Source organism: Lichenicoccus sp. (genome assembly GCF_965276875.1).
Lineage (GTDB): Bacteria > Pseudomonadota > Alphaproteobacteria > Acetobacterales > Acetobacteraceae > Lichenicoccus.
Genome location: NZ_OZ255701.1, coordinates 828,394 through 851,392 on the forward strand (window position 1 = coordinate 828,394; position 22,999 = coordinate 851,392).

A 22,999-nucleotide genomic window follows, 5' to 3' on the forward strand; every position below is an offset into this window, starting at 1 on the left:
GGCATCGGCAATCCGCCCCACGATCGTTTCTAAAAACCCGGAGTTCAGTTAGGACGCGAGGCGCCCATCTCCGTCGCGGGTCGGCCATCGGCGGCCCCCAGCCTGAACTCGGTAGGACTCTTAGTCATCCCGAGAACACTCGCGTAGCCGGCGCACATCCAGATAATTACGCCGATTAGTCCAGTCACGTTCCCAAAAATCAGCCCAAGGCTGGCTGCGAACGCTGCCGTAGCTGCCACCACTGCGGCAGGAGACCCACAGCGTCGGGCCGCCGAAGCCGCCTGAATCAACACAGCAACGATACCGGCAATATAGATGGAGCCAGCTATCCAACCTAGAGAGAGATAGATAGCTAGTGGGCCGGAATCGATGCTAATCAAGTTTGCATCGTCCGAACTTACGGCGCCGCGACCGAGTGCACCGATACCGAGGCCAAGTGGATGCTTATCAAGCCATTCTGGGGCTGCCCGGTAAAGCGCAAGCCTATGGATCGCGCTGTCGTCCTGACCCAAGTCGTTCACAGTATCGAACCTGGATGTAAAACGCTGACCTACCGATGGGTAATAGGCCGACAACGTACCGAGGAGGAGCACCACGGCTACGATAGTAATCGCGAGTGTCCTGAGCATACGGCCACCGGAGCTGAGAAACACGATTAGAAGAGCTACCAGCAAAGCGCCAAGGACCGCCCTGCCGAGAGTCATAAGAAGCACGACGACACAAACAGCGGTAAGAACCGAGGCCAGCCTGGTCCGAAAATGCAACGAGAGAATTATCAGCATTTCAAACCAGGGAGCAGCTACTCCCGCAGAATTTAGTGTGCTGAAAACACGAATCTTGTAGGCAACTGGTTGACCGCCTGCGGTCACTCCGGAATTGATGAGCCATGCGGAGTCCCAAGGGGGCGGCGCGAAGAATTGAACTACGCCATATACCGCCAGAAGGAGCATGTTTAGGGTGACGAACTCTGTAAGCGGCCGCTCCAGGTCTGCTATCTCAGAGGCATGGCGAATAAGAAAATAGTAATAAGTTATCGGGACGATCCAGTCCGCGGCGCCAATCAGTCCGGATATTATATTGCCTTGAACAAGACTTACAACGATCCCATATACAACGGGAGTGAGCAGCAGAAGGCCGGTCGTGGACTCCTTGAGACGAAAGACTCGGGCGCTCGACAAAATATCTGCCACCATTAAGAGGGACAGAAGGTTCGGTAGCCCAAGTACAATATTGGTCGGATCGAAACCGCAATACAAGTCTATTAGGCGGCGTACAAATGGAGTTAGTGTCCACGCCCAAAGCGAGAACAGTAAAAAGTCCCACGGCGATCTCCGAATATACGCTACGCCTACGGCTACGCTTGCAATGATGTAAAAGAACTGGCTTCCCTGCCTCAGACCGCCGGCAGCGAGGACAACGGTCGCGCCTATGATCAGGACGAACACGACGAGCCCGACGATACTCCGTCGCCAGTTTCCTTTCGCCGAAACTGAGGCCCATTGCGACATTTAAGGCGCCCTCGTGGATGCAGGCGGCCTACGCTTCGTCCAGCCTGAACCAAGCAGGTTACACCCTTGGCGGGTCGGGAATGCCAGCTTTATGAACGGCCACAGCATAACGTAAGCCAGACACTAGCAAATTCTTGCACGGCTCGTACCTAACTCTTACAGCAAGTATCTATTTAGATCAATGCCATAAGAAAGCCTTACTCGCAAGCGAAAGTTGGCATCACGTCAACTTCTGCAGGCCGCGTTTTAACTGGAGCGTGCAAGCACTTCAGGCTCGCCGCCCAGCCACTCGCAAACCTAATGCTGCTTGTGCTGAACACTGAAGCCCTTGGTCCGGTGCCTGGGCTGCGTGACGCTGTTAGCAAGCTGCAGCCGCTGGCCCGCGCTGAGTTCATCACCTTACGGATGCGCCTGATCAAGACCCGCGTTCGCATCGCCGGGTGCGCATCGCCCTTGCACTCGCACGTACCGAAGTAGTGCTGTCCGCCAGCCTCACGGTGCCCAGCGGCCCGACATCGAGTACAAGCTCGGCTTGTATGGTAAACGCGTTCCCTAAGGAACTCGGAGAGGATCATCGCACGCACATCATGCTAAAAAGGGAAAACCCGCCGGTGGGTGAGGAGGCAGCAGGTGCGATAGATGGGAATGACACCGAGTCTCTCGTGTTACGTTGCCCCGATAGCTCCGCTTGTGTTTCGAGGACATCCCGACTTAGTATCGAAGGCTGCGAACTGGTAAATGGTGTGATGACTACACAACCTCAGTTGCCTGGACGTTTAGACGCGCTTGTTGAGTCATCAAGAGAGGCTATTGGATTTCGCTCGAGAAAACGCGTGGCTTTCTTTCTCAGCTGCGACTCCTTTGAAGGCTTTTACGGGGGCACCTTTGGTCTTGATCGAGAGACTTTTCTTTCGTCGTATCGGAACGACTTTGTGTGGCAGTATGCACAGGGGCTTTGTAATAGGGGTCACTACGTGGTGATCTACATTCTATCCTATGGCAGCGCAGGCTTGCAACAGATTTCGGGAAATTTATGTGTTCGCTTTTTACACTTGCCCGTATGGTTGCGTATTACTGACGCGTTTTTTTATCGCCTTCGTGGTGTGCAGCGTGGTGCTTCACTTCGTGATCATATTGCCCATCTGGGGTATGGCCACGCTCTCCAAGTCGCGCTGACCTTGGATCGGGTCGATGTACTTTATCACCAGGAGATATGGACTCCGCGCTTCGATATCTCGGTGCGCTCCAGCAAGATACCTGTCGTCGGTGCGGACCACGGCGCAATATACGCAGACTGGATGGGGCCGGCGAAACGTCGGTCAATGGGCCTCGCCTGCCATGTTACTTGCCAGTCTGAGACAGCCTTGCAGCGTGCTCTCGCATTCGGTGCCAGAGCTGAAATTCTATATAACGGGGTCGACACTAACTTCTTTAGTCCACCACAACCAGAACTACCTAGATCGAAAACGGTCCTAACCGTCGGACGTCTCGTCGAGACCCAGAAGCGATTTTCGGATTTGCTTCGTGCGATGCAACTTTTGCCGGATTTCTCTCTGACACTTGTCGGGGCCGGTCCCGACCTAGCCATGCTGAAGCAACTAGCAGCAGAACTCGGGGTTGTAGGGCGCGTAGATTTTACTGGGTTCATAGGAGACCGGGATGCGTTACGCACTCTTTACGGAAAGTGTGGCGTATTCGCTTCCGCTTCGAGTTGGGAGGCTGCGGCGCTTGTCGTTCTTGAGGCCATGAGCTGTGGAGCACCTATTGTAGCCACTCGGATTCCGTCTTTCGAGGATTTGCTGGAAAACGATGTTGACGGGATTCTAGTTCCCGTGGGAGCTCCTGAAGAGCTCGCTCGTGCAATCCAAACTGCGTATCGGCGTCAGAAAGAGTTTGGAGAAAACGGACGGAAAACTGTCGTCGCTCGCCACTCGGCGAGTTTGCTTTATGAACGGCTATCGGAAATATTACAGTCGGTCTAGGTGGCGACCTGACAGCAGTGTCTGCGCCTCACCTATCTCAATCAGGTCCGTTCCATCCGCCAAGGCGCCGCCGTCAGAGATGGGCTCACTTGCAGAGACGAGAGTCGCCTTTTTTTAGGTTCTCAAACCAAACAGCACGGCTGAGAAAATGCCGCGACCACACGGACCATCGCTTTCTGTCGTTGAATTATGTCACCGCCATAGAGCGCTGCAGCCAACGGCTAATCCAGCGCTCACGCCACCTGCCAATCGGCCGATCAACGTAGATCAAGACAAAGTAACTCACCGCGTATGCCGCTACAATCAGAAGGGAAACAAAAGGTGCCTTTGTTTCTCTGCTTAGACCGGTGAGGAAGTCCGTCGCGATAACGACAGCTAGCCAATGACAGCAATATATTACGTAAGACATGTCGCCGGCTAGCCGATCTCCGGAGGAGGACCTAACGTGAACCGAGGCAAGTGCCAGGGGCGCTAGGAACAGGGCAAGCGCAAAGTTTAGTGCCCGGTTCCAAATGAAATTGGATGGACTGAGACCGGGAAATAGGCAGCCACGTAATGCTGGTAGCAGGGCAAACGTAACCAAAAACGCCATTGAAAGCAAGGGTGAAAGCCTCGTTGCCCATGTGGGAAGCTTTAGATTGGATTGCGCGGCGATGGACCCGATTAGAAAGAACCCGAGGTAGGGCAGTACGTTGTCCGCGCCGTCTCGATTGAGAAAAAAGGAAATATAGACTCCGCCAGAAAGAACAAAAAGCGTAACGATACGCCATGAGTAGTGTATCAATTTCGTCATAACGTAGTATATGAGTGGAAATACGATATAGAATTGCATTTCAATATCAAGTGACCAAGCCGGCGCGAGTGGCTTTTGCGATAGGCTCGAGTAACCCAGCACCAAAGCATTTGGAATAAAGTCGTACACAGTCTGTGAGTGAGCAACGTTATCAGACAGCCCGAAGTGCAATATTAAAGCGAGGGTATTAAAAAGTAGGAAAATTGGGAGAACTCGCAGAGATCTTGATGCAAGGAAGACGAAGTATGGTGTTTCAGCGCGGGAGTACTTCATTTGGAACATGCGGAAGATCCAAAAACCGCTGAGGACGAAAAACAGATAGACAGCAGAACCTCCAATGCTGAGCTTTGTAAAATGCGAACCGATGACTATCGTAGCTAGTAGAAGCCTGAAGAGACCTGGCGAGATCATGATGGTCAGTCTCCCTTTACCCTGTTTATACGAAAACGAAGCCAAAACGAATAGTGTGCACTAGTGTTTCCGTACATGCACCATGGCCGCCCGGAGCCTGTCCCGATATGACATCTCGTAGACAACGTTCACTTCCTGTGAACATGGAGTTCTGTGTAGTGTCTTGTCTAGCTGCCACGAGGCCCTCGAAAGTTCGTCCAAGCCCATGCTGGGGCATCTCGTATGGCGGTCGTATCCAGCAAAGCTATGACATACTTACTTGCCATTGCCTCCCAGGAGTAACGTTCAGCGAGACCGCGGGCGTTTCGGCCCATCTGCTGCCTCCGGTGATCGTCTACGATTACAATACGTAACGCGGCAGCCAGCGCTTCCGCGTCCTCGCAATCATTTAAGATGGTACCGACTCCAGGCTCGATGAGCTCCGATCCGCCGGCACTTCGGGCGGTCACCACAGGGATGCCACTAGCAAGTGCCTCAAGCAAGACCAACGAACAAGCCTCGTAACGAGAGGGAAAGACAAACAGGTCCGACGCTCGCATCAGGGACGGCATGTCACGGCGAAAACCGAGAAAATGCACTTGCCGGGCAACACCAAGCTGCCGTGCCATTTCGGGATAGGGCGTGCCTTGTTCTCGTCCGGCTACCGCAAGGTGCAGATCTGGCACCATTGTCAACGCCTTAAGCACCGTCTCGAGGTTCTTGCGCGGGGACTTTAGATCCCCGGCGAACAACGCCAGCTTCACGTGTACCGGCAGGCCGAGGGCTTCCCGTTGCGCGGGTCCGGGATGGAACTCGTCAAGATCGACACCGTTCAAAATTACCGATACTTTCGCCGAGATCATGCGGTTGTGCCTCAGATCTCCAGCAACGCTGTCCGAAACCGCAACCAGCCTTGCCGAACGGCGAAACGCCAGCCGTTCCAAAGCCACGTTCAGGCCAGTATAAATCCGCGCATAGAGCGAGTGCGCACTCAGCGGTCCTTGCCAAGGATGCTGTGCCGAGTTGAGCCAGGAGGCGTGAACGAAATGCACGGCGTTCACGTCGCAGCGTGCCCAGGTGACAAAGCCGTTTGCCATTATCGCGTCGTAACCGGCCTTGTCGCGGGCAACGGCGTTCCGGCTGCGCCAGGCGAAAAGCTGGTCTCGCAACAAGCGGGTCGGCAGCCAGTCAGGCGGCGGCAGGACGATTGCCTTGCTCTGCACGTCCGCCGACAAGCCGCTCACATGTTCGGCGATAACGACGACGTCATGCCCCTGGCGCGCGGCCTCGGCGGCAATCTCAAGGTTGACGCGCCCCTGCCCGTCGTTGCGGCCGACACGCGGCGTAATGATGCAGAACCTCATGGGATGGCGGTCCCGCTGGGGGCGCCGCGGGGTGCCGCGAGAGCCGGCGTGCCTCGGCTGCCGCGTTGCCGAAGCGAGCGATACCCGGACATTTTTGCTCGCTGCACGGTGCCAAAGCGACGCCACGAACCAGTGCCGAGCCGTGGCACATAGCGGATCGCCTGAACGAGACCGGGCGATGTTCCGGTGCCCACCAACACGGACCAGACAACGTAGGCGACGCGGCCAGCCGGGGTCAGCGAGGGCCAGAGTGCGACGACTTCGTTATGGGCAAGTTCGGACAGACCTCTCAGGTCCCTGCCCTTGGCCACACCCGCATAATGGCGCGGCTCCTCGCGCGTTGCGGCATAATGATCCACCGCGACCAGCGGATCATAGAGCAGCTTCCAGCCAGCGCGCCGAACCGCGAGAGAAAACGCGATGTCCTCGTATGGCTGCGCCCCGGTGCCGCAAAGCCGCGTATCGAACCGCATGCCGCCGAGTGCCGCGGCGCGATAGCTCATGTTGGCACCCTTGAGGAAATCGACGTCCCGTGGCGCGCCGATGCCAAGATGGTGGTTGCCGATGGTTCGGCCGAACCATTGCAGACGGCCAACCGGAGATGCGCCGCGGTCCTCGAAACGCGCGCCGTCATGGCACCAATCGCGGCCACCCACCCCGCCGAGCGCAGGATCTTTGGAGAAATGGGCAAGAATGCGGGCAAGCCAGTCGGGGTGCGGCACGGTATCGTCATCGGTGATCGCAAGCACGTCCGTGCGGCAGGACTCCAGCCCGGTATTGAGGGCGTGCACCGTGCCCGGCCGCGACACGGTCAGCACACGCAGCGGCAGGGGTCCCGCGAGCGGCCGTGCAGCAAGTGCTTCGAGCGTGGCGGCATCGTCCGCGCGAGCCACAACCAGGACATCGTCCGGCATACGGGTCTGCGCCGCCAGCGCCGCCAGCCCACGCAGCAGACTGTCCGGCCGGCGATAGCTGCAGATCAGCACTCCGATGGTTTGTGGCTGGGCGTACATCCCGCTCAACGCCCCGCCATCCAAGCAACGTCCGCACGGCTGATCAGCAAGCGCGGCAGGTCGATACCGAGAACCTTGCGGAAACTTACCAGCACGCAGGACAGACGAACCATGCCGCCGAGCAGGGTCGCACCAGCCGCGCCCACGATGCCGTAGGCAGGCACGAGAACAAGCATCGTCGCGAGTGAGGTGGTAACCCCCGCGACCTCGACGCCCGTGACCACGCTCGGACGGCCGGTGCCGCTGAAAGCCTGGGCCAAGGTCCGCGCGGCGCTCGAAACCACTGCCTCAATGAGCAACACCTGGAACGGCAGAACGGCAGCGGCGAAACGGGTGCCATAGAGCAATAGCAAAAGCGACGGGCCGGCCACGCCGATCGCCATCGCGCCAGTCGCGTTCACCACGGTAGTGACACGCATCGCGCGCGCGACCGTCGCCACAACGCTCGCTGCCTCTCGTGCTGCGATCGACGGAAACAGCACCGTGGCGATGGCGCCCTGGGCGACGTTGAGCACGCGCGACAAACTCAGTGCCACGGCGTAGGCGCCAACCGCCGCCGGCTGCAGCAGAAACACGATCACGACCTGATCGAGATACCCCGACATGGCCCCCAGGATATCCACACCGTAAAATCGTATTCCGTAGCGGAGCAGCCGGCGCGGGTATGGTGCCGCAACAGTAAAGCGCGGGCGAAGCACCGCCTGAGCGCGCGCCAGAAGAAAGAGAAATGAGGGGACGGTCGGAACGAAATAGGCCGCCGCGGCGGAGATCGGGGTCAGGAGACCGAAGGCGGCCAGCAGGAGCAGGGTCGCCAAGGCGCCGAGGCTCTGGAAATAGAGCACGCGGTTGGCCAAGGCGAATTGCCCATTCGCCTCCAGGACACCCGAGAGCAGCGGCGTGACCACCCCGAACGGCACCGCGAAAAGCAACAGGCGGGCGAAGGTGACCGTGCCGCTGCTGTAACGGCCGAGCCATTCGGGCAAGAGCAGGAAGCCGATTGCGGTCGCCGCCAGCCCCGTCGCACAGGTCAGGATCATCGCGGCGCCAAAATAGCGACCGCCCTCCTCCGGATCGGCCCGAAGATTGTAGATCAGCGAGGCATGCAAGCCCAACGTGCACAACGCGGCCAGCACCGTTGGTGCGACGACCAGCGCCGCCTGCTCGCCGCGTCCGGCAGGCCCAAGCCACGCAGCGGTGAGCAGGCCGGAACAGACATTGCCGCCCAGGGCGACGACGCGTATCCACATCACGCGAGCCACGGTGCCGATCTTGGCACGCCCGGAAAGCCCGTGGTGGAGGCGACTTATCACTGCGCGCGCCGTCGCCACGCAAGCCGCCGCGCAACAGGCATACGATCAGGCAATGGCTCGGTGTAGGCCGGATACGACCGCGCATAGTAGCTGCCGTCGGTCGTGGCGCGGGCGAAACGACGCAGGTCGACCTTGCTCAGCACCACGCCGTTGACCCGTATGCCCGCCCGGCTTAGCGCCTTGAATGCGGCCTGCACCGAGGCGCGCGGCGTCTGCCGCCAGCCGACCAGCATCACCACGTCGTCGACCAAGGGGGCGATGCTCAGCACGTCCGGCACCGCCAGCACCGGCGGCGTGTCGATGATGACCACGTCATGCATGGCGCGAAGCTGTTGCAGCGTGCGCGGCAGGTCCGCTGAGGCGAGGACCGCGTGCGGGTTGAGGGTATTGAGGCGGGCGACCAGCACGTGCAGCCCCGTGCCGGGCTCCAACGCGGGGTCGGCGAAGGGCGCTCCGGTTGCCTCGGCGTCCGTCCCGAGCGGGTCGAGCTGGGCGAAATGGGTGCGCAGGCTCGACCGTCGCAGGTCGCAATCGAGCACCGCCACCGACAGGTTGCGCGCCGTCGCCGCCCGCCCCAGCGCCACCGAGAACGAGGTCTTGCCCTCGCCCGGCATCGCCGATGTCACCATCAGTACCCGTCCCGCCCGCGCGTCGCCACGGAAGCGGCCGCCGATCAGCCCGGCGAACACCGCCTGCAACGCCTCCGCCTCACGCGGATCGCAGGCGCGATCGCCGCGGCCGCCCGTCGATTTCGGGAACAGCCCCAGCACCCGCAAGCCGGTCTGCTCCTCGACCTGCTCTGGCGTGCTGAACACCCGCGACAGCAGCTCCAGCGCGTAGGCGAGGCCGGCGCCGACACCGAGCATCGCCATGAAGGTGCCGACAACGATCATCCGCGTGCGCGGGAACGACGCGAACGTCGGCGGCGCTGCCTCAACGATCAGCTGCACGTCCGGACGCTGCATCGCCGCCTCGACGCGGATCTGCTCAAGCCGTGTCGCCGCCGCATCGTAGGCCCCGCGCGCCGACACCGCGTCGCTTTGGAGGTCGGCGAGCCGGGTTTGCGCCACACCCTGCACCCCGACCTGGCTCTGCAACGCCTTTACACTGGCGGCCAGTGCCGCGCGCCGGGCCGCAAGTGCGGCCACATCGCCGCGCACGCTGGTCACCGCCTTGTCGATCTCGTTGCGTATCTGCCGCCGCACCCGCGCGATCTGCAGGCCGTTCGCCACCACTTCGGTGTTGGCGGCACCCAGCCGCTGCTCCATCTCCACCCGCGACGAGGCCAGCATCGCCTCCTGCTGCAACAGCCCCTGGATGATCGGCGAGCTCAGCACCGTCGCACTGGCGTCGAGCTGACCCGGGCCGGCCTTCGCCGCGTCCTGCAGCTCGGCCAGGGTGCTCTGCTTCTGGGCAAGCTCGCCGCTGGCTACGACCAGTTGTGTATTCATCCCCGACAGGCTCTGCCCTAGCAACGTCTGTCCCTGCAGCGTGGTCAGCCGTCCCGCCTGGCGCTGCTGCTCGACCGCACGGTCCGCCGCCACCAGGCCCGCGCGCAGTTGCGCGACGTGGCTGGTCAGCCAGCTATCGGCCTGGTCGGTCAGGCCGGCCTGCACCGCGCGACGCCGGTTGACGAAGGCCTGCGCGTAGGCATTCGCGATCGACGCCGCAAGCTTCGGATCATTCGCCGTCGCCGTCAGCGAAATCACATACGAGCGGCCGTCATTGCCGAATTCCACAGACCCCGCCAGCTTCTTGGCGGCAGCATCGACCGTCATCGTGCAGGGCGCCGTATGACCGCCCCAGTGCTTCGCGGGTGCGCAGAATTCCGGGTTGCGGTTGAGGCCGAGCTGCTTGACGACGTCGAGCGCGAGACTCGGCGAGTGCAGCCCCTCCATGTAGGTGCGCAGCAGCTCCAGATCGACCATCTGGCTGGGCAGCAGCGTCTCGCCATTGCTCAGCCGCGGCTGCCGCGGATCGATCATCATCGAGGCGTTCGCCGCATAACGCGGCGGCAACTGCGCAACAACGATCCCGACCATCGCGGTGGTGAGCAGCGCGAAGACCAGGATCGCCCATTTGCGCTTGAGCGCCACCTGCAACGGCGTCGGACCGGCCACGCCTGCGCCGCTGCCAACCGTGGTCTCGAACCCCTCATCCATGGACAGGGCCTTGGTCGGCACGGCGGGCAGTGCTGCTGGATAGAGCCTCGATTCCGCCATCACAGCACCTCCCGATAGACCGACGCCACCTGCGGCGTCACCACGCGCCAGTCGAAATGACGGCGCGCATACTCCTGGCAGGCCGCGGCATTCGGCAGCCCCGACGAGCCGTCGAGAAAGGCGGCGATCCCGCTGGCGATGCTCGGCCCGTCACTGCCGCCCAGCACCATCGCTCCGGACAGGCCGGAGACCACCTCGGGCAGCCCGCCCACAGGGGTCACCAGCACTGGCGTGCCGGCGGCGAGGCTCTCGATTGCCACCAGGCCGAAGCCCTCCAGCCCCGCGGTCGGCACCAGTGTGACGTCCGCCGCGCGGTAGCACAGCGCCAGCCGGTCCTGGTCGATCGCGCCCTCGAAACACACTGCGTCGGAGAGGCCGCGCTCCGCCGCATGCCTCTCCAGCATCCGCCGCTCCGGCCCGGTGCCCGCGATATGGAGGACCACATCGCGCGTTCCAGGCGCCTGCGTGCGACGCAGCGGCGCCATCGCGTCGAGCAGCCGGTCCAGCCCCATGCGCTTGACCAGCCGGCGCACCGCGAACACCACCGGACGATCGGCGTCCCAGCCGAGGGCCGCGCGCGCCTGCGCCCGTGTCGCACCATGCGCGAAACGGTCGCAATCGACGCCGCCCGGCACGCAGCGGATCGCACTGTCTGCGACGCCATACTGCGCCTGCGCCAGCCGGGCGAACGCCTGCGACAGCACGATCACCCGATCGGCACGACGGTAGGCGACCCGCTCCAGCGCGCGCTTGACCCGCACATTGGCGAGACCCGCACCCTCGAGCGCGCTCTCCAGCGCCCAGGGCCCGTGGAAATGCGCGACCAGCGGCAGCCCGGAGATACGGTCGAGCAGCGGCAGGCTGTAGAGCGCGAAATGCGAGGCGACGAGGTCGGGACGGGCTTGCGCGAAACTGTCGCGCGCCGAACGGCGCAAGGCCAGCGCACGACGCGCCAGCGACGTGCCTGCCACGGCAAAACCGCGCATCCGCTCGGATGTCTGGCGCTGCACATCGCCGCTTCCCGGCACCACGCCGCGCACCGCGAAGCCTTGCGCCGGAAGCCCCTCGAACAGGTGGAAGAACATGTTCTCCGCCCCGCCGCGACGCTCGGGGAACCAGCCACTGCCGATCGAAAACAGGTTGGTCGCGGTCATCGGTCCACCACCGCGCGCACGATGTCGCCGATGTCGCCGCGCAGCCGTTCCACCCCGTAATGACGCTCGGCGCGCAACCGCGCGGCCGCGACGACCGGCGCGAGCCGTTCCGGCTGCGCGCGCACCCGTGCGAGAGCCACGGCCAGCGCCGACGCATCGCCCGGCGGCACCAGCGTCCCCACCTGTCCGCCATCGAGGATTTCCGCGGCAGCACCCGCGCGCGATGCGATTACCGGCGTTGCCGCCAGCATCGCCTCCACCAGAGTGAGCCCGAACGGCTCCGGATCGATCGAGGGATGCACCACGACGTCCACCGCCTGCATCAGCGTCGGCACGTCCTCGCGGTGGCCGAGGAAACGCACCCGCGAGGCAACACCCAGGCGCGCGGCCTGCGCATGCAGCACACGTCCATAATCGTCCTCGCCGAACAGCGCGCAGCCGGCGATGATGCAGGTGGCATCGGGCAGCAGCGCCAGCGCGTCGAGCGCGATATGCTGGCCCTTCCAGGGTGCGAGACGGCTGAATACGCCGAAGACGAAACCCTCCGGCAGACCGAGGCCCTGCCGCAGCGCCGCGCGCGCGTCGGCGCCACGCACCACGCGCGGCGGCGGCACACCATTGGGCACGACCGTGACCAGTGACGCGCACCCCCCGGCCGCGACGAACGCGTCCGCGACCGCTTGCGAGGGTGCGACCACACGTGCGGCACGTCGGTTGGCGAGTGCCACCACCAGCGCGATCTGCGCCCGGCCGAAATGACTGCGATCAAGGATATCGTGCAGGTGCCACAGCAGCTTGGCACCTCCTGTCCGGGAGGCGAGCGCGCCGAGCACGAAGCTCTTCTGGCTGTTGCAATAGATCAGGTCGTGCCGCGATGCGAGCGTACGTATCTGGCGCACCAGTCCCGCCATGCCGCCAAGCCGCGGCAGCGTTCGCAACAGACCGCCGTCGCGCCGGATCGCCCGCAGGTCGAGCGGCTTGCGCGCCAGTAACACCTCCATGCCGAGGGCATTCAGCCGGTCGCGCAACGCACCATCCTGGAACAGCAGGATGCTACTTGCGCCAGCAGGGGCCGCGAACGCCGGCGCGATTGCCAGCAGGCAGGTCTCGGCGCCACCGATACGCCCGGTATGGGTGAGGAAGAGCACCCGCGGCGCGCGCCTGGACTTCGGTGTCGGCACCACCCCCCCGCCGACCGCGGGCGCCGTCATGACCTGGCCAGACATCTCAGACCCGGCTTACGCGCTTGGCCGGCTGCAGCACGGGCGCCAGTTCCGGAACCCAGGATCGTTCCGGACGTGGCAGCAAGGGCATCTGCGAACCCGCACCCTCAAGACGCTCGCAGAAGGCCTCGTAGTGCTCCATCACGAAGGCCCGGAACGTCTCATGGAAGTGGTCCTGGGAAAAGCGCGTCGCGTTCTCATGGCAGGCGGCCGGCGCGAAGGAGTCCTCGACGGTAATGAAACGCTGCACCGCGTCGGCGATGCACTCCGCCTCCGGCCGCTCGAAGAACATGCCTGTGGGGTGCGGGCCGCAGGTGCGCACCGTCTCGCGGGCGCCGCCGCGGCCAAGGGCGATGACCGGGGTGCCCTCGCTCTGCGCCTCGACCGGAATGATGCCGAAATCCTCCTCGGCGGCAAAGATGAAGGCGCGCGCGCTGGCCATTGTCTGTCGCAGCGCGCGATCCGGCAGAAAGCCCGTGAAGCTCACGTTGGGCCCGGCGATCGATCGCAGATACTCCGCCTCGGGCCCATCACCCGCAACGATCAGCCGCTCCCCCGGGAGCTGTCGGAACGCCTCGACGATACAGCGCACGTTTTTGTAAGGGACCAGCCGCGAGGCGGTCATGAAATGGCGTCCCTTGCGCACCGGCTTGTGCGTTGCCGGAACCTCCACCGGCGGATGGATCACGCGCGCCTCGCGGCCGTAGATCTTGCGTATGCGCCGGGCCACGAACCCGGAATTCGCCATGTAGGCGTCGGGACCGCTGGCCGTGCGCACGTCCCACATCCTGATCCGGTGCAGCAACAGCCGGGTCAGCAGTCCCTTCGGACCACGTTCCAGGCCGGACTCGCGCAAATACTGGTGCTGCAGATCCCAGGCATAGCGCATCGGCGAGTGCACATAGGCCAGGTGCAGCTGGTCGGGGCCGGTGAGCACGCCCTTGGCGACCGCGTAGCTGCTCGAGATCACCAGGTCATAGGCGGAGAGATCGAGCTGCTCGATAGCCAGCGGCATGATCGGCAGGAACATCCGGTGATGCTCGCGCACACCTGGGAGACGCTGAAGAAATGATACATGGCTTTGCGTATAGCCGATTGTCCGGCGGTCAGCGGCCGGCAGGAAATCGAACAGGCAGAACAGGTCGGCGCGGGGGAAGCAACGGAACATCGCGGCGAGAACCTTCTCCGCCCCGCCGAGCGTATAGAGCCAATCATGAACGATCGCGACACGCATCAGATAAGTCGCCTCATCAGTTCGCCGTACAATTATTCGGCTATTGACTGCTCAATGCCGCCTCGAAATCAGGTTTCCAGACACCAGCCCGACGAACATCGCGGCAAGCCTCTATAAATCTGTGTTCTTCTTAAATGACAGGAATGCAAAAGTCGGGTCGCTCTGCAAACCATCGCAACCTGATTAGGCGTATATCGAAGATGCTGAGCTCGCAACTGCTGTTTCGGCCGCGCACAGTCCGAGGAGAGTATTCACACTCTTTTACCGAACAAAACGGTCTCTTGCGCGCAGCGCAGGGAACTCTCGCCAGAGTCTTCTGGCTAGCGCACTGAGCCTACGCCGAGCCGCTGCTGGACCTGCCAGGTTTTCGTGCGGGTTGCGAACGAAACCCAGCCGAGTGCCGCGCCGAAATGCCGCAGCAACTGGAAGCTGAACGGCTCCAGCAGCGAGGCGAGCAGCGCCGGCCCAACCGCCAGCGCCGCGTTCGGACCCACCCAGCGCCGATACAGGCGCAGCGACCAGAGATGAAAGGCCACATCCAGCGCGATCTTGGCGGCGATGATGACCAGGACCGGCCCCACCAGTCCGAACCGCCCCTCCACCAGATAGACCACCAGCAACACCGCACCCGTCAGCCCATAAAGCGGCTGCAGCGTATCGATCGCCTTGACCGGCAGCATTGCGGTGCCGGTATGGCCGTAGCGCGGGTTGCCGACCATGTGCCGATACCAGAGCTGCGTCTGCAAAAAGCCGCCGAACCAGCGCCGGCGCTGACGCAGGAATGCGCCTGGTGTGCTCGGCGCATCGGTGCGCGCATGGGCCGCCCCGATCACCGCGGTATGCCAGGTCTGCCCGGTGCGACCGGCATGGTCGCGCAGCCGGTGCGTCAGTTCGTAATCCTCGACCAGGCAGTCGGGATCGAAGCCGCCGACCGCCAGCAGCGCCCGACGCCGGTAGCAGGCGAACGCACCGGAGATCAGCAGCAGTCCGTCGGCGCGCATCCAGGCATAGCGCGAGAGAAAGTTGCGGACATATTCGTAGGTCTGGAACCATTGCAGCAGACGCCCGCGCAATGATGGGCCGCAAAGCGGCTTGAGCACCCCGGTCGCGGCGACGAGGTCAGGATCGTCGGCGAACGCCGCCCGCATCGCCCGCAGCGCCGGCGGATCAAGCAGGGTGTCGGCATCGACCGTGAGCACGAGGTCGGTGTCGATCATCGCGCAGGCGACGTTGAGCGCCTGCGCCTTGCCGCCACGCGGCAGACGCAGCCAGCGCAGCGTGGGATACAGGGCACTTGGCCGGCTCACCGCGCCGGGCACCGCGACCAGCCCGTACTCGCGTTCGAGCAGGGATGCGGTCGTGTCGGTCGACCCGTCGTCCGCGATCAGAATGACATCAGCCGGATCGCTTTGCGCGAACAAGGCCGCAAGCGTCACCGGCAGGCTGGCGGCTTCGTTATGGGCCGCGACGATGATCGTGGCGGACGGCGGTAGGCCGGTCGGCTCGATTGGTGCCGGACCATGCCGCAGACCCAGCGTCTGGGCGAACACGAACAGAAGCAGTGCGGTGTCGTAGAGGATGTAGGCGATCCCGGCGGACCAGGCGAACACGCCGCCGCCGAGAAAGGCACGGCCGAGCAGGACGACCCAGAGCAGCAGGGCGCCGGCATGGATCAACCGGCTTCCCAGAGGGGTCGGCGGTGGGTTGAAACGCGGCGAGATCAGGCCTCGCACCGCCGCCAGATCGTCCTCGATGGTGGCGGCGATGGTGTCCATGGCGGCTTAGGGCGCGGCGGAGGTCGCGGAGCCGCGCCACAGATCGATGCCGCCTTCAACCGCATGACGGTCGATCTCGGCAAGTTCGCTGTCGTCAAACCCGAGCGTGTTCGCGGCATCGAGGCTGTCGTCGAGCTGCTTGACCGAGCGTGCACCGATCAGCGCAGAAGTCACGCGCCGGTCGCGCAGCACCCAGGCGATCGCCATCTGCGCCAGGCTCTGGCCGCGTTGTGCCGCGATCTCGTTCAAGGCACGCACCCGGCCGAGCAGTTCGTCGTTCAGCAGGTCGCGCGAGAACGAGCTGTCCTTGGCGACACGCGAGTCGGCGGGGATGCCGCCAAGATACTTGTTCGTCAGCAGTCCTTGGGCGAGGGGGGAGAAGGCGATGCAGCCGGCGCCAAGCCCGTCGAGGGTGGCCAGCAGCTCGTCCTCGATCCAGCGATTGACCATTGAATAGGACGGCTGATGGATCAGCAGCGGCGTCCCCAATTCGTGCAGGATCGCCGCCGCCTTGCGTGTCATCTCCGGCGAGTAGGAGGAAATCCCGACATACAGCGCCTTGCCCTGACGCACGACGTGATCCAGCGCGCCCATCGTCTCTTCCAATGGCGTGCTGGTATCCAGCCGGTGCGAATAGAAGATGTCGACATAATCCAGTCCCATGCGACGCAGGCTGTCATCGAGGCTGCTGATCAGATATTTGCGTGAGCCGCCGACGCCGTAAGGACCCGGCCACATGTCCCAGCCGGCCTTGCTGGAGATCACCAGCTCATTGCGGTGCGCGCGCAGGTCGGTCGCCAGCATCCTGCCGAAATTCTCCTCCGCCGAGCCGTAGGGAGGGCCGTAATTGTTGGCGAGATCGAAATGCGTGACGCCGCGGTCGAAGGCGCGGCGCACCACGGCGCGGCCGGTCTCATAGACGTCGGTGCCGCCGAAATTATGCCACAGCCCGAGCGAGACCGGCGGCAGATCGAGACCCGAGCGGCCGCAGCGGCGATAGCCATGCTGGCTGTAGCGATCGGGACTGGGGACATAGGTCATGCATTCCTCCTGGTGTCGTGCAGCAGCGCCAGCAGTGCCGACGCCTCGGGCCGGGGCGCAATCCGCACGGACCGCCAGGTCAGTCCGGCCAGCGCCTCGCCCACGGCGGCGCTGAGAACCAAGGCGGTGATGTCGTCCAGCACGCAGCCCGGCGCAAGGGGACAGCGGTCGAAGGTCTGGGCGAAGGTCTGGGCGAAGGTCCGGGCGGTCTCCGCCGAAAAGAACAGGCAGGCGGCGATCCGCTGGTCACGCAGCGCCGCCTCGGCCGCGGGGGCAAGGCGCGGCATTGGTCGTGCCGCATAGACGGCGCGTCGATGCAGCCCGTAGCCATGCGCGCGCAATGTCATGGCGAGCCCCCGCCCCTGCCCCGAGCCGGTCGCCAACAGCAGCGCCGCTGGTGCCGGCATTTGGGCGCAGACCAGCGCGGCGAGGTCGTCAGCGTCGCCGGCGGCGCTGTGCGTGCGCGCAAAGCCTGCGGCCCGCATGCGCGACGCCGTGCTGTCGCCGACCGCGAATACAGGCAGCGCGCGCAGGTCCGGATCACCGCGCGCCGCCGCGTCCATTGCCGCCACCGCTTGGCCGCTGGTCAGCAGGATGGCGTCCAACTGGCACGAGGCTGGCAGGCGCGCGGGCCGGCCGGTAATCCGAAGCAGCGGACAGGCGACCGGCGAAAAGCCGAGGCGCGCCACCGCCGCCATGGTCTCGCTTAAGCCCGGCTCCGGGCGGGTCACCAGAACGCCGTTCCGCACCGGCACTGACCGATCAGGCGAACAGGTCGGGCGGGCTGTCGGCGCGCAGCGAGCGGCCAAGCTCGCGGCCCAGCCGCTCGGCATCGTCGGTGGCGCCGCTGATCGCGCGCTTGAGCAGGAACGAGCCGTCCGGGCGCGCGACCAGGCCGGTCAGATGCAGCTCCGGCTGCTCGCCCGCCACCACCGGGATCAGTCGCGCGTGACCGCCGATCGGCGTCCGGCAGGAGCCGTCCAGCTCGGCCAAAAGCGCGCGCTCGGCCAACGACACCGCGCGCGCCTTGTAGTCCTCGATGGCGGCGAGCAGTTCGCGCAACTCGACGTCGGTCTCGCGCACGGTCACGCCGACGATGCCCTGCCCGGCCGAGGGCACCATGAGGTCCGGATCGAGCACGATGTCGGCGCGGTCCTCCATGCCCAGCCGCTTGAGGCCTGCGAGGGCCAGCATGCTCGCGTCGCAGCGCCGGGCGGCGACCTTGTCCAGCCGCGTCTGCACGCTGCCGCGCAGCAGCACGCTGCCGAGATCGGGTCTCGCATGCAGCAGCTGCGCCTGCCTGCGCACCGAGGCGGTGCCGATCACCGCGCCCTGGCGCAGGCTGGCATACGGATCCTCGGGGTCCGGCACAGTGCAATCCGGGCCGAGGATCAGCACGTCGCGCGCATCCTCGCGCTTGAGCGTGCAGGCCAGCACCAGCCCATCCGGCAGCGTGGTCTCCAGATCCTTGAGGCTGTGCACCGCGAAATCGATCCGCCCGTCCGCCAGCGCCTCGTGGATCTCCTTGGCGAACAGCCCCTTGCCGCCGATCTCGGCGAGCATCCGGTCCTGCACCCGGTCGCCGGTGGTGTTGATGGCGTGCTCCTGGAAGGCGCCCATGTCGCGCAGCACCGGGCAGAAGCGGGTCAACATGGTCAGGAAGGCGCGGGTCTGCACCAGCGCCAACGGCGAGCCGCGGGTGCCGACCCTGAGCGGCAGCGTTCGCCGGTGCGACGCGGTTTGCCGCGCGGCCGCCCGGGCTGCGACCTGCTGGAGTGCGGAAGATGGCTGTGCGGGACCCATGCGCTGTCCTATGACCGGCGAGCGATGAAGGAAAGATGGACAGCGCCGGAAAGATTTGCGGGGCCCGTTCTGGGTATCGAGACGTCCTGCGACGAAACCGCCTGCGCGGTGCTCGACGCGAATGGTGCGATCCTCGCCGAGGCGGTGCTGAGCCAGGCCGCGCACGCAGCCTTCGGCGGCGTCGTGCCGGAGATCGCCGCCCGCGCCCATCTCGCGCATCTGCCGGGGCTCGTTGGTCGGGTGCTGGGCGAAGCGGGCCTCCCCGCCTCAGGTCTGGGCGCTCCCCGTCTTGGCGCCATAGCCGCAAGCTGCGGCCCCGGCCTGATCGGCGGCCTGATCGTCGGCAGCGGCCTCGGCAAGGGTCTGGCACTGGCGCTCGGCGTGCCCTTCGTGCCAGTCAACCATATCGAGGCGCATGCCCTGACCGCCCGGCTACCAGGTCTGGTGACCGGCGGCGCGCCGTTTCCCTATTTGCTGCTGCTGGTTTCCGGCGGCCATTGCCAATGCCTCGCAGTGGAGGGGCTGGGCCGCTATCGGCGTCTCGGCGGCACCATCGACGACGCCGCCGGCGAGGCCTTCGACAAGGTCGCCAAGCTGCTCGGCCTCGGCTGGCCCGGCGGCCCGGCGCTCGAACGGCTGGCCCAGGAGGGCGATCCGCGCGCCCTTGCCCTGCCACGGCCGCTGCGCGGGCGGCCGGGGTGCGACTTTTCGTTCAGCGGCCTGAAGACCGCCGTCGCGCAGCATCTGACGGCGCGCGATCCGGCAGCGCCATTGCCGCGCGCCGAGGCCGCCGACATCGCCGCGAGCTTCCAGGCCGCGGTCGCCGACGTGCTGGTCGACCGCACCGACCACGCCATCAGGATGATGCCTGAGGCCACCCTGCTGGTGGTGGCCGGCGGGGTCGCCGCAAACGCCACGCTGCGCGCGTGCCTTGCGGCACTCGCCGCCGGGCACGGCATCGGCTTTGCCGCACCGCCCATACGGCTTTGTACCGACAATGCGGTGATGGTGGCATGGGCCGCACTCGAGCGGCTGCGCGCCGGCGCCGAGGGCGGGCTCGACGCCCCGGCACGGCCGCGCTGGCCGCTGGATGAGATGCGGGCGCCCCAGAGTCTGGCGCCATGAACTACCGGCACGCGTTCCATGCCGGGAACCTTGCCGATTGCATGAAGCATGCGCTGCTGGTCTGGGTGCTACGCGCATTGCAGCGCAAGCCCGGCGCGCTGTTCGTGCTCGACACCCATGCGGGCGCCGGCCGCACCGATCTCGCGGGCTCGGAGGCCACGCGCACCGGCGAGTGGCGCGCCGGCATCGGCCGGCTGCTGGCAGCACCCGCCAGCGCCGCCCTCGCAGACTACCTGTCGCTGGTGCGCGGCTTTGGCGACGGCGTCTATCCCGGCTCGCCGCTGCTGACGCGGGCGCTGCTGCGCGACACCGACCGGCTGGCCTGCTGCGAGCTGCACTCCGAGGCGCACGCGGGCCTGCGCCTGCTGTTCGCACGTGATCCGCACGTCGCGGTGCATCGCCGCGACGGCTGGCAGGCACTGGCCGCCCTGCTGCCGCCGCGCGGCCAGACCCGGGGCCTGGTGCTGATCGACCCGCCTTTCGAACAGCCGGACGAGTTCGACCGTATCGCAGCCTCCCTGCGCCTGGCGCGCCGCCGCTTCCCCGGCGGCGTCGTCGCCGCGTGGTATCCGATCAAGCACCGCGCCCCGCTGCGCGCGTTCCACGACGCGCTGCGCGAAGCCGGCGAGCCCGACCTGCTCTGCGCCGAACTGCTGCTGCGGCCGCCGCTCGATGCCAGCCGCCTGAACGGCAGCGGCCTGCTGGTGGCGGGGGCACCGTGGGGTTTCGCGCAGGCCGCCGCCGACATCCTCGACGCGATCGCCGACACCAGCGGCGAGACCGGCGCGCACGCGCGTGTCGGCCCGCTGCAGTTGATCGCGGCGTGAGGACGCATCTCGCGGTGATCGGTGCCGGCGCCTGGGGGGTGGCGCTCGCGGTGCAGGCAGCGCGCGCCGGCAACGACGTGACGCTCTGGACCCGCCGCCCGCAGGCGCTCCTGGCGGACGGCGCGCTCCCGCGGCTGCCGGGTGTCGCCCTGCCGACGCGGATCCGCGTCACCACCGAGATGCCACACGAAGCCGACGCCGCATTGCTTGCCGTGCCGATGCAGCATCTCCGCCACGTCGCGACCGGCTTGCGCCTGCGCGCGCCGTTGATCGCCTGCTGCAAGGGGCTGGAACAGGACACCCGCCTGCTGCCGCTGGAACTGCTCGCAGACCTCCGTCCCGGGCTGCCGCTCGGTGTGCTGTCCGGTCCGAACTTCGCCGCCGAGGTGGCACGTGGCCTGCCCGCGGCGGCGGTGCTGGCCTGCGACGATGCCGGCCTCACCGGCCGGATGATCGGGCTGCTCGCAACCGCGACCTTCCGGCTCTATGCCAGCGACGATCCGATCGGCGTGCAGGTGGGCGGCGCTGCCAAGAACGTGATCGGCATTGCCGCCGGGGCCGCGATCGGCGCCGGTCTCGGCGAGAACGCGCGCGCGGCCCTGATGACCCGCGGCATCGCCGAGCTGGGCCGCCTGATCGTGGGGGTGGGCGGCAGTCAGACGACCGCCGCCGGATTGTCGGGGCTGGGCGACCTGGTGCTGACCTGTACCTCGCTCGCCTCGCGCAATACCAGCCTGGGCGTGGCCATCGGACGCGGCGAAAGCCTGGCCGCGATCCTGGCTCGGCGCAGCAGCGTTGCCGAAGGCGTGCAGACGGCTCCGGCCTTGGCCGCGCGCGCCACCTCGCTGGGTATCGAGGCGCCGATCATCGAGGCGGTATCGTTGTTGCTGACCGGAGCCATCGACCTCGCCCAGGCCCAGGCACGCCTGCTCGGCCGGCCGGCGGGCAGAGAGGCGCCTGCCTTGATTTCGCCCGACTGACAGGGCAGACCAAGTGCTGATCAAACAGGCAGGAAAGCCATGCTGCACAATCAAAGGCGGGTCAGGCTCGCCACCCTCGCTCTCGCCGCGACGGTCGCGGCCGCGAGCCTACCTGCGGCCGCCCGCGCCGAACCCGGCGGCTGCCTGAAATACGGCGCCGCCGGCGCGGTCGGCGGCCATCTCGCTCATCACCACGCCGTCATCGGCGCCGCCGGCGGCTGCGCCGTGGGCATGTACCGGCGGCACAAATATCGCAAGGCGCAGCGGCAGAAGGCGCGCGCCTACGACCAGGAGCACAGGAACGACTCTCCCGCGGACAGTCCGAGCGAGCCCCCCCACTCCTAAAACGAATCGGGGTCTGGTGCCTTCGGCCCCAGGGTCGGGCCCAGTCGCGCGAGCGCAATGGGAACCCGGTCAAGGGCAACGCCCTTGCCTGGCTTTCTACACACCCTGAAGCCGCTCGCCGCCGGGCATAAAGCCGGCCGCAAGCGCGCGGCCGGCGCCGGCGAGGAGTGCGGTATCGACGCCGACGGCCACGAACCGGCAGCCAAGCGCGATGTAGCCGTGCGCGGTAGCCTGGTCGGTGCTGAGAATTCCGGCGGCTCGACCGCTTTGGCGAATGCGACGGATTGCGCCTTCGATGGCGGCCACCATCTCGTCGGCGCCGGGATTGCCGAGGAAGCCCATCGAGGCGGACAGGTCGGCCGGTCCGATGAACACGCCGTCCACTCCCGGCACCGCGGCGATCGCCTCAAGGTTCTCCAGGCCGGTCCGGCTCTCGATCTGCAGCAACACGCACATCCGCTCGTTGGCGTCGGCGAGGTAGCTTTCGTCCGCCCCCCAGCGCGACGCACGCGCGATCGCGCTGCCGACGCCGCGTATCCCGTGCGGCGGATAGCGGGTCGCGGCCACGATGTCTGCCGCCTGTGACGCTGTCTCCACCATCGGCACCAGAAGCGTCTCCACACCAAGATCCAGCAACTGCTTGATCATCCAGCTTTCGCCGGTCGGCGGCCGCACCACAGGCTGTGAGCCGTATGGCGCGATTGCCTGCAGTTGCGACAGGATCGAGCGATTGTCGTTGGGCGCGTGCTCGGCATCGATCAGCAGCCAGTCGAAACCGGCGCCGGCGCATAATTCGGCCGCGTAGGGGTCGGCGAGCGCCAGCCAGAGCCCGATCTGCAGGTCACCCTGCAACAATCGGGTCTTGAAGCGGTTTTCCCTGTTCTCTGCCATCGGCCTGTCCCTGTTGATC

Annotated in this window: 18 protein-coding genes and 1 pseudogene; 5 read left to right on the forward strand and 14 right to left on the reverse strand. The window is 65.4% G+C overall.

Annotated elements, in window-relative coordinates:
- Positions 1–44: 44 nt before the first annotated feature.
- On the reverse strand, positions 45–1,445 hold the full coding sequence (locus ACQY4K_RS04195) for an O-antigen ligase family protein (protein ID WP_428393669.1): 1,401 nt from the start codon (positions 1,443–1,445) through the stop codon (positions 45–47).
- A gap of 503 nt (positions 1,446–1,948) precedes the next feature.
- Between ACQY4K_RS04195 and ACQY4K_RS04200 the strand changes: the two genes are divergently transcribed.
- Positions 1,949–3,490: a glycosyltransferase family 4 protein gene (locus ACQY4K_RS04200; RefSeq protein WP_428393671.1), complete on the forward strand. Its 1,542-nt coding sequence runs from the start codon at positions 1,949–1,951 to the stop codon at positions 3,488–3,490.
- 187 nt (positions 3,491–3,677) lie between these two features.
- Here the strand turns inward: ACQY4K_RS04200 and ACQY4K_RS04205 are convergent, their stop codons facing one another.
- The 12 genes from ACQY4K_RS04205 to hemC all read right to left on the reverse strand — a co-directional run bounded on the left by ACQY4K_RS04205 (position 3,678) and on the right by hemC (position 18,812).
- Complete coding sequence (locus ACQY4K_RS04205) at positions 3,678–4,694, reverse strand: acyltransferase family protein (protein ID WP_428393673.1); 1,017 nt, start codon at positions 4,692–4,694, stop codon at positions 3,678–3,680.
- Positions 4,695–4,861: 167 nt separating this feature from the next.
- Positions 4,862–6,037, reverse strand: a complete 1,176-nt coding sequence (locus ACQY4K_RS04210) for a glycosyltransferase family 4 protein (RefSeq protein WP_428393675.1) — start codon at positions 6,035–6,037, stop codon at positions 4,862–4,864.
- Positions 6,034–7,050, reverse strand: coding sequence for a glycosyltransferase family 2 protein (locus tag ACQY4K_RS04215; RefSeq protein ID WP_428395963.1), 1,017 nt, complete (start codon positions 7,048–7,050; stop codon positions 6,034–6,036). The genes ACQY4K_RS04210 and ACQY4K_RS04215 overlap by 4 nt, the downstream gene beginning before the upstream one ends.
- Before the next feature lie 5 nt (positions 7,051–7,055).
- Entirely contained in the window at positions 7,056–8,309 is a 1,254-nt protein-coding gene (locus tag ACQY4K_RS04220) for a polysaccharide biosynthesis C-terminal domain-containing protein (protein ID WP_428393677.1), read from the reverse strand.
- Between the two features lie 47 nt (positions 8,310–8,356).
- On the reverse strand, positions 8,357–10,582 hold the full coding sequence (locus ACQY4K_RS04225; RefSeq protein ID WP_428393679.1) for a GumC family protein: 2,226 nt from the start codon (positions 10,580–10,582) through the stop codon (positions 8,357–8,359).
- A complete protein-coding gene (locus ACQY4K_RS04230; protein WP_428393681.1) occupies positions 10,582–11,736 on the reverse strand; it encodes a glycosyltransferase family 4 protein in 1,155 nt (384 codons plus the stop codon). The genes ACQY4K_RS04225 and ACQY4K_RS04230 overlap by 1 nt, the downstream gene beginning before the upstream one ends.
- Positions 11,733–12,947: a glycosyltransferase gene (locus tag ACQY4K_RS04235; RefSeq protein WP_428393683.1), complete on the reverse strand. Its 1,215-nt coding sequence runs from the start codon at positions 12,945–12,947 to the stop codon at positions 11,733–11,735. The genes ACQY4K_RS04230 and ACQY4K_RS04235 overlap by 4 nt, the downstream gene beginning before the upstream one ends.
- 16 nt (positions 12,948–12,963) lie before the next feature.
- Entirely contained in the window at positions 12,964–14,193 is a 1,230-nt protein-coding gene (locus tag ACQY4K_RS04240; RefSeq protein WP_428393685.1) for a glycosyltransferase, read from the reverse strand.
- A 320-nt stretch (positions 14,194–14,513) separates the two neighbouring features.
- The gene (locus ACQY4K_RS04245) at positions 14,514–15,968 is read right to left on the reverse strand and encodes a glycosyltransferase family 2 protein (RefSeq protein WP_428393687.1); all 1,455 of its coding nucleotides are present in this window, start codon (positions 15,966–15,968) and stop codon (positions 14,514–14,516) included.
- Between the two features lie 6 nt (positions 15,969–15,974).
- Positions 15,975–17,009, reverse strand: coding sequence for an L-glyceraldehyde 3-phosphate reductase (mgrA, locus tag ACQY4K_RS04250; protein ID WP_428393689.1), 1,035 nt, complete (start codon positions 17,007–17,009; stop codon positions 15,975–15,977).
- A complete protein-coding gene (locus ACQY4K_RS04255) occupies positions 17,006–17,764 on the reverse strand; it encodes a uroporphyrinogen-III synthase (protein WP_428393691.1) in 759 nt (252 codons plus the stop codon). Before ACQY4K_RS04255 ends, mgrA begins: the two co-directional genes overlap by 4 nt.
- A 7-nt stretch (positions 17,765–17,771) precedes the next feature.
- On the reverse strand, positions 17,772–18,812 hold the full coding sequence (hemC, locus tag ACQY4K_RS04260) for a hydroxymethylbilane synthase (RefSeq protein WP_428393693.1): 1,041 nt from the start codon (positions 18,810–18,812) through the stop codon (positions 17,772–17,774).
- A gap of 24 nt (positions 18,813–18,836) precedes the next feature.
- Here hemC and tsaD point away from each other — a divergent pair, with 24 nt between their 5' ends.
- From tsaD to ACQY4K_RS04280, 4 genes and pseudogenes are all read left to right on the forward strand, one after another.
- Positions 18,837–19,937: a tRNA (adenosine(37)-N6)-threonylcarbamoyltransferase complex transferase subunit TsaD gene (gene tsaD / locus ACQY4K_RS04265; protein ID WP_428393694.1), complete on the forward strand. Its 1,101-nt coding sequence runs from the start codon at positions 18,837–18,839 to the stop codon at positions 19,935–19,937.
- Positions 19,934–20,764: a 23S rRNA (adenine(2030)-N(6))-methyltransferase RlmJ gene (locus ACQY4K_RS04270; RefSeq protein ID WP_428393696.1), complete on the forward strand. Its 831-nt coding sequence runs from the start codon at positions 19,934–19,936 to the stop codon at positions 20,762–20,764. Before tsaD ends, ACQY4K_RS04270 begins: the two co-directional genes overlap by 4 nt.
- The gene (locus ACQY4K_RS04275) at positions 20,761–21,744 is read left to right on the forward strand and encodes an NAD(P)H-dependent glycerol-3-phosphate dehydrogenase (RefSeq protein ID WP_428393698.1); all 984 of its coding nucleotides are present in this window, start codon (positions 20,761–20,763) and stop codon (positions 21,742–21,744) included. The genes ACQY4K_RS04270 and ACQY4K_RS04275 overlap by 4 nt, the downstream gene beginning before the upstream one ends.
- Before the next feature lie 39 nt (positions 21,745–21,783).
- Positions 21,784–22,041: pseudogene (locus ACQY4K_RS04280) on the forward strand (hypothetical protein); the annotation flags it as partial.
- 144 nt (positions 22,042–22,185) lie between these two features.
- On the opposite strand, the gene hpaI reads toward ACQY4K_RS04280, so the two are convergent.
- Positions 22,186–22,980 (reverse strand): 4-hydroxy-2-oxoheptanedioate aldolase, encoded by a 795-nt coding sequence (hpaI, locus tag ACQY4K_RS04285; protein ID WP_428393700.1) that lies wholly within the window; start codon positions 22,978–22,980, stop codon positions 22,186–22,188.
- Between the last annotated feature and the right edge of the window lie 19 nt (positions 22,981–22,999).

Excerpts from the sequence above, each read along its gene's own strand:
- ACQY4K_RS04205 (WP_428393673.1), bottom strand. The coding sequence starts at position 4,694 with ATGATCTCGCCAGGTCTCTTCAGGCTTCTACTAGCTACGATAGTCATC.
- ACQY4K_RS04210 (WP_428393675.1), bottom strand. The coding sequence starts at position 6,037 with ATGAGGTTCTGCATCATTACGCCGCGTGTCGGCCGCAACGACGGGCAG.
- ACQY4K_RS04215 (WP_428395963.1), bottom strand. The coding sequence starts at position 7,050 with ATGTACGCCCAGCCACAAACCATCGGAGTGCTGATCTGCAGCTATCGC.
- ACQY4K_RS04225 (WP_428393679.1), bottom strand. The coding sequence starts at position 10,582 with ATGGCGGAATCGAGGCTCTATCCAGCAGCACTGCCCGCCGTGCCGACC.
- ACQY4K_RS04230 (WP_428393681.1), bottom strand. The coding sequence starts at position 11,736 with ATGACCGCGACCAACCTGTTTTCGATCGGCAGTGGCTGGTTCCCCGAG.
- ACQY4K_RS04235 (WP_428393683.1), bottom strand. The coding sequence starts at position 12,947 with ATGACGGCGCCCGCGGTCGGCGGGGGGGTGGTGCCGACACCGAAGTCC.
- ACQY4K_RS04240 (WP_428393685.1), bottom strand. The coding sequence starts at position 14,193 with ATGCGTGTCGCGATCGTTCATGATTGGCTCTATACGCTCGGCGGGGCG.
- ACQY4K_RS04245 (WP_428393687.1), bottom strand. The coding sequence starts at position 15,968 with ATGGACACCATCGCCGCCACCATCGAGGACGATCTGGCGGCGGTGCGA.
- mgrA (WP_428393689.1), bottom strand. The coding sequence starts at position 17,009 with ATGACCTATGTCCCCAGTCCCGATCGCTACAGCCAGCATGGCTATCGC.
- hemC (WP_428393693.1), bottom strand. The coding sequence starts at position 18,812 with ATGGGTCCCGCACAGCCATCTTCCGCACTCCAGCAGGTCGCAGCCCGG.
- tsaD (WP_428393694.1), top strand. The coding sequence starts at position 18,837 with ATGAAGGAAAGATGGACAGCGCCGGAAAGATTTGCGGGGCCCGTTCTG.
- ACQY4K_RS04270 (WP_428393696.1), top strand. The coding sequence starts at position 19,934 with ATGAACTACCGGCACGCGTTCCATGCCGGGAACCTTGCCGATTGCATG.
- hpaI (WP_428393700.1), bottom strand. The coding sequence starts at position 22,980 with ATGGCAGAGAACAGGGAAAACCGCTTCAAGACCCGATTGTTGCAGGGT.